Source organism: Rhizobacter sp., from assembly GCF_031412495.1.
Classification (GTDB): domain Bacteria; phylum Pseudomonadota; class Gammaproteobacteria; order Burkholderiales; family Burkholderiaceae_C; genus Schlegelella_A.
Map to the genome: position 1 here is coordinate 1 of NZ_JANODC010000493.1, position 5785 is coordinate 5785.

Below are 5785 nucleotides of genomic sequence, written 5' to 3' on the forward strand. Positions count from 1 at the left end.
CCGAGCGAGATGTTTCGCTCGCGCACCGATCGAGGAGAACCATGGACTACATGCTGATGTTCTACGAGCCTTCGAAGCAGTTCGAGCAGCGCCGCGACGCCGCCGGCAGCCAGCCCTACTGGGCCGGCTGGATGGCCTACGTCGGGGCGATGCACCAGTCGGGCATCGTCAAGAGCGGCGCCGGGCTCGAAGAGCCCGCCACCGCGACGACGGTGCGCGTCGCCGACGGCAAGCGCCGCGTCCAGGACGGCCCGTTCGCCGACGCCAAGGAGCAGCTCGCCGGCTTCTTCGTCATCGACGTGCCCGACCTGGACACGGCGCTGTCCTGGGCCGCGCGGGCGCCGTGCGCGGCCACCGGCGGCGTCGAGGTGCGGCCGGTGCTGCCGCCCCCGCCGCAGGGCTGAGCGTGGCGGGCGGCGCCGTTGCCGACGCCGCGGCCGCCGTCGCCCGCGAGTGCTACGGCCGCCTGGTCGCCTATCTGGCGGCCCGCTCGCACGACATCGCCGGCGCCGAGGACGCGCTCGGCGACGCCTTCGCAGCGGCGCTCGCGCACTGGCCGGTCGACGGCGTCCCCGATGCGCCCGAGGCCTGGCTGCTGACCGCGGCGCGGCGCCGCCTGCACGACCGCTGGCGCCGCCGCCGGGTCGAGGCCGACGCCGAGGCCACGCTCGAGATCGTCTTCGGCGAGCTCGCGGCGACAACCGAGCCGCAGTTTCCCGACGAGCGCCTCAAGCTGATGTTCGTTTGCGCCCATCCCGCCATCGCTGCCGAGGCGCGGGCCGCGCTCATGCTGCAGGCCGTCCTCGGCCTCGACGCGGCGCGCATCGCCTCGGCGTTCCTGGTCGCGCCGGCGACGCTCTCGCAGCGCCTGGTCCGCGCCAAGACCAAGATCCGCCGTGCCGGGATCGCCTTCGCGGTGCCCGACGCCGACGAGTGGCCGGCCCGGCTCGCCGACGTGCTGGAGGCGGTCTATGCCGCCTACGGCACCGGCTGGGACGACGTGGCCGGGGCCGACGCGGCGCGGCACGGCCTGGCGCAGGAAGCGCTGACGCTCGCCGCGATGCTCGTCCGTCTCGTTCCCGATGCCGCCGAGGCGTGGGGCCTGCTCGCTCTGCTCGCCTTCTGCGAGTCGCGGACGCGGGCCCGGCGCGACGAGGCCGGCGACTACGTTGCGCTGGCGGCGCAGGACACGTCGCGCTGGGACGGCGAGCTGATCGGCGTCGCCGAGGCGGCACTCGGCAAGGCGGCGGCGCTCGAGGCGCCCGGGGCGTTCCAGATCGAGGCGGCGATCCAGTCGGCGCACACGCACCGGCGCCTCGGCGCGCCCGTGCCCGACGCCGCCATCGTCGCCCTCTACGACACGCTGGTCTCGCTGCGGCCGACGATCGGCGCGATCGTGAGCCGCGCCTGCGCCGTCGCCGCCGCGAGCGGCCCGGCCGCGGGGCGGGCGGCACTCGCCGGGCTCGCCGCGAAGGACGTCGCCAGCTACCAGCCGTACTGGGCGGCGCTCGCCCACTTCGCGGCGGGCGAGGGCGACGCGGCGACCGAGCTGATGGCGCGCGAGCGCGCGATCGGCCTCAGCACTGACCCGGCGGTGCGCCGGTTTCTGCAGCGCCAACCCCTGTCATCCTGAGCGAAGAGGAGGATCTGATCGCGGGCCGGGATTCTTCGCTCCGCTCAGAATGACAGCTCCTCGCCCCTCCCCCTCCCCCGCCGCCGCCATGTGCCAGCTCCTCGGCATGAACGCCAACACGCCGACCGACGTGATGTTCAGCTTCACCGGCTTCGCGACCCGCGCCGAGGAGCACAAGGACGGCTTCGGTATCGCCTTCTTCGAGGACAAGGGCGTGCGCCTGTTCGTCGACGTGCAGAGCGCGCGCGAGTCGCCGGTGGCCGAGATGGTCCGGCGCTATCCGATCCGCAGCGAGAACATCGTCGCCCACATCCGGAAGGCAACTCAGGGCCGGGTCGCGCTCGAGAACACCCATCCCTTCGTGCGCGAGCTCTGGGGCCGCTACTGGGTCTTCGCGCACAACGGCGACCTGAAGGGCTACGCGCCGCGACTGCACGGCGCGTTCCGGCCGGTCGGCGAGACCGACAGCGAGCGCGCCTTCTGCTGGCTCATGCAGGAACTCGCCAAGGCGCACGCCACCGTGCCCGACATCGACGAGCTGAGCGCGACGCTCGGCGAGCTGCTGCCGCAGGTCGCTGTTCACGGCACGTTCAACGCAATGCTCGGCAACGGCCAGGCGCTCTGGGCGCACTGCTCGACGCAGCTCTTCCACATCGTCCGCCAGCATCCCTTCGCGCGCGCCTCGCTGCAGGACGAGGACGTCACCGTCGACTTCGCCCAGCACACCTCGCCGAGCGACCGCGTCGCCATCGTCGTGACCGAGCCGCTGACCCGCGACGAGCGCTGGCACCCGTTCGCGGCGGGCGAGATGCGCGTCTTCGTCGACGGCGCCTGGAGCGTGCGCTGATTGCGCTACCCTGCCGCCTTCGCGCCCGCCCCCCGCCCCCCACACATGACGCCACCCGCTTCGCCGACCCCGCGCTTCGATGTCTTCTACAAGCACGACGAACTGACCCAGCTCCTCGCCGCCTACGCGCGGGCCTACCCGAAGCTGGTCGCGGTCGAGTCGATCGGCAAGAGCCACGAGGGCCGCGACATCTGGGTCGTGACCGTCACCCACCTGGCCACCGGCGCGGCCGAGGACAAGCCGGCGTTCTGGACCGACGGCAACATCCACGCCGCCGAGCTCACCGCATCGACGGCGGTGCTGTACTTCCTGCACGAACTGCTCACGAAGTACGGCAGCGACCCGGACATCACCCGCGTCGTCGACACCCGCACGATCTACCTCTGCCCGCGCCTGAACCCCGACGGCGCCGAGCTGGCCCTGGCCGACCGGCCGCGCCACATCCGCTCGTCGACGCGGCCGTATCCGTTCGACGAGGAGCCGGTCGACGGCCTGACCGCCGAGGACATCGACGGCGACGGCCGCATCCTCTTCATGCGCGTGCCCGACCCGCACGGCACCTGGAAGAAGTGCGCCCAGGAACCACGCCTGATGGTCGCGCGCGAGCCGGGCGAGTCCGGCGGCGAGTACTTCCGGCTGATGCCCGAGGGCCTGATCACGAACTACGACGGGCTCTCGATCAAGGTCAACGCCGACCTCGAAGGGCTCGACCTCAACCGCAATTTCCCCGCGTTCTGGCGCCAGGAGTTCGAGCAGGTCGGCGCCGGCGACTACCCGACCAGCGAGCCCGAAGTCAAGGCGATGGTCGACTTCGTCGTCAGGCACCCGAACATCGGCGCGGCGATCAGCTACCACACGCACAGCGGCGTGATCCTGCGCCCGATGGGCACGCAGAGCGACGACGACATGATCCCGGAGGACCTGTGGTCGATCAAGCGCTTCAGCGAGATCGGCGCGAAGCTCACCGGCTACCCCGCGATCAGCATCTGGCACGACTTCAAGTACCACCCCAAGGACGTCATCACCGGTACCCAGGACTGGGTCTACGAGCACCTCGGGGCGCTGTTCTGGGTGGTCGAGATCTGGGCGCCGAACAAGGAAGCCGGCATCGCCGACTACAAGTGGATCGACTGGTACCGCGAGCACCCGGTCGAGGACGACCTCAAGCTCATCAAGTGGAGCGACGAGCACTGCGAAGGCCAGGCGCACGTCGACTGGAAGCCGTTCATGCACCCGCAGCTCGGCGCCGTCGAGATCGGCGGCTGGGACAAGATGAACTTCTGGCGCAACCCGCCGCCGCAGCTGCGCGAGCGCGAGGCGGCGCGGTTCCCGAAGTGGATGACGACGATCGCCCTGTCGCTGCCGAAGCTCGAGCTGCTGCGCACGGAGGTGCGGGCGCTCGGCCCGGACACCTGGCGCGTGCGCATCGCGGTCGCCAACAGCGGCTGGCTGCCGGCCTACGTGACGAAGCGGGCGCTGGCGCGCAAGACCGTGCGCGGCGTGATGTTCGAGATCGAGCTGCCGGCGGGCGACGCGTCGGTGTCGCTGCTGAGCGGCAAGCCGCGCATGGAGGGGCCGCACCTCGAGGGCCATGCGCCGAAGAACTCGCTCAACGCCTTCCTGCCGAACCGCGAGGTGACGGCCGACCGCGCCGTCGGCGAGTGGGTGGTTCGGGCCTCGCAGGGGACGCGGCTGGCCCTCACCGCCCGGGCCGACCGCGCCGGCGCGGTGCGCGCCGAGGTCGTGCTCGACTGAGACCCGAAGCGGCGCCCTAGAAGCGCAGGCGCACGCCGCCGGCGACCGCGTTCCCGGAGGAGACGAAGCTCAGCTTCTCGTGCAGGGCGGCGACGTAGATGTCTGTGTTCTTGGACAGGAAGTAGTCGTAGCCGAGCGAGAACGTGCGGTTGGTCGTTCCCGACAGCGGCGTGGTGAGGTGGGAACGGCCGTAGGCGACCAGGATGAGGCTGTTGCCGAGCGGGACGGCGGCCCCGACCTGGTAGAGCGTCGTGCGCTCGTAGGCGGCGGCGTCGGTCTTGACCCGCCCGACCTGCCCGTACAGGCGGACGAAGCTGAAGTCGTAGCTGGCGCCGGCCTGCATCGCCACCTGGCGCCTGAAGCCGGCGGGCAGCGGCAGCGCGCTGTTCTTGATCCGCTCGACCGCGACGGACGCAGCGAAGGGGCCGTTCAGATAGGCGACGCTGAGCCCCAGGTTGCGGCCGGTCGAGCGCGAGCCCGGGTCCTGCTCTTCGGCGTTGGCCGCCAGGTTGATGCGCAGCGGGGCGTCGCGCACGTTGTTCGTGTACCAGACCGAGTTGTTCCAGCGCGTGTCGCCCAGCACCGTGCCGCCGAAGTACTGGCGCACGCTCGGCGAGAACCCGGGCGATTCGCCGAACGGGTTGAACATGACCGTCGAGAGATAAAGCGGCGAAGCGGTCCGGCCGAGCACGGTTGTGCCGAAGCTGCCGGCCAGACCGACGCTCGCCTCGCGCGCGAAGAAGCCGTCGCCGCCGAAGCGGCCGGCCGTGCCGGTGTCGTTGCCGAGGTAGGACTCCAGCCTGAACACGGCGCGCAGGCCGCCGCCGAGGTCTTCGCTGCTGCGAAAGCCCAGGTAGCTGCGCGACATGTTGCTCGCATCGAGCTGCCAGCGGCCCGACCCGCCGAGCGGGCGGACGCGGCTCGCCGATGCATCGATCAGGCCGTACAGCAGCGAGTTCTGCGCCAGGGCGCAGAAGCTGCAGGCCCAGAGAACGGCGCCGACGACAGCCGAACAGATCGAACGTGACATTCGCAACACCTCGGGTCAGGACGAAAACGGCTTCGGACCGACAGCGCCGTTCGTATTCTGGCCCACCGCGACAATCGCGCCTCACCCGGAGGATCGCTGTTGGAGCTCTTCGTCAATGGCACGCGACGCAGCCTGCCCGATGACCTGGCCGAGCCCGCCCTGCCGCTGCTGTGGGCCTTGCGCGATCTGCTCGGGCTCACCGGCACCAAGTTCGGCTGCGGCGTCGGCGCCTGCGGCGCCTGCACCGTGCACGTCGACGGGGCCGCGGTCCGCTCCTGCGTGACGCCGATGGCGTCGCTGCGGGGCAGGCGCGTCGTCACCATCGAGGCGCTCGGCTCGAAGGAACGCCCGCATGCCTTGCAGCGCGCCTGGGCCGTGCACCAGGTCCCGCAGTGCGGCTATTGCCAGAGCGGCATGCTGATGGCGGCCGCCGCGCTGCTGGCCAGGAACCGCAGGCCGAGCGACACCGAGATCGATGCGGCGATCGACAACATCTGCCGCTGCGGCACCTACCCGCGGC

General features: G+C 71.4%; 6 protein-coding genes. 5 read left to right on the plus strand and 1 reads right to left on the minus strand.

Translation table 11 applies throughout. The features are described from left to right. Positions 1–41: 41 nt before the first annotated feature. From AC30N0_RS18470 to AC30N0_RS18485, 4 genes are all read left to right on the plus strand, one after another. Positions 42–404: a YciI family protein gene (locus AC30N0_RS18470; RefSeq protein ID WP_489519355.1), complete on the plus strand. Its 363-nt coding sequence runs from the start codon at positions 42–44 to the stop codon at positions 402–404. Between the two features lie 2 nt (positions 405–406). Continuing rightward, on the plus strand, positions 407–1633 hold the full coding sequence (locus AC30N0_RS18475) for an RNA polymerase sigma factor (protein WP_489519350.1): 1227 nt from the start codon (positions 407–409) through the stop codon (positions 1631–1633). Positions 1634–1721: 88 nt separating this feature from the next. Beyond that, positions 1722–2480 (plus strand): class II glutamine amidotransferase, encoded by a 759-nt coding sequence (locus tag AC30N0_RS18480; RefSeq protein WP_489519351.1) that lies wholly within the window; start codon positions 1722–1724, stop codon positions 2478–2480. A 45-nt stretch (positions 2481–2525) separates the two neighbouring features. Then, complete coding sequence (locus AC30N0_RS18485; protein WP_489519352.1) at positions 2526–4235, plus strand: M14 family metallopeptidase; 1710 nt, start codon at positions 2526–2528, stop codon at positions 4233–4235. 16 nt (positions 4236–4251) lie between these two features. Here AC30N0_RS18485 and AC30N0_RS18490 read toward each other — a convergent pair whose 3' ends face one another. Then, a complete protein-coding gene (locus AC30N0_RS18490) occupies positions 4252–5265 on the minus strand; it encodes a porin (protein ID WP_489519353.1) in 1014 nt (337 codons plus the stop codon). A 99-nt stretch (positions 5266–5364) separates the two neighbouring features. On the opposite strand from AC30N0_RS18490, the gene AC30N0_RS18495 reads away from it, so the two are divergent. Beyond that, positions 5365–5785 (plus strand): (2Fe-2S)-binding protein (locus AC30N0_RS18495; protein WP_489519354.1); only part of this gene is annotated, 421 nt, incomplete at its 3' end.

Coding starts and splice junctions, on each gene's coding strand:
- AC30N0_RS18470 (WP_489519355.1), top strand. CDS start 42: ATGGACTACATGCTGATGTTCTACGAGCCTTCGAAGCAGTTCGAGCAG.
- AC30N0_RS18485 (WP_489519352.1), top strand. CDS start 2,526: ATGACGCCACCCGCTTCGCCGACCCCGCGCTTCGATGTCTTCTACAAG.
- AC30N0_RS18490 (WP_489519353.1), bottom strand. CDS start 5,265: ATGTCACGTTCGATCTGTTCGGCTGTCGTCGGCGCCGTTCTCTGGGCC.
- AC30N0_RS18480 (WP_489519351.1), top strand. CDS start 1,722: ATGTGCCAGCTCCTCGGCATGAACGCCAACACGCCGACCGACGTGATG.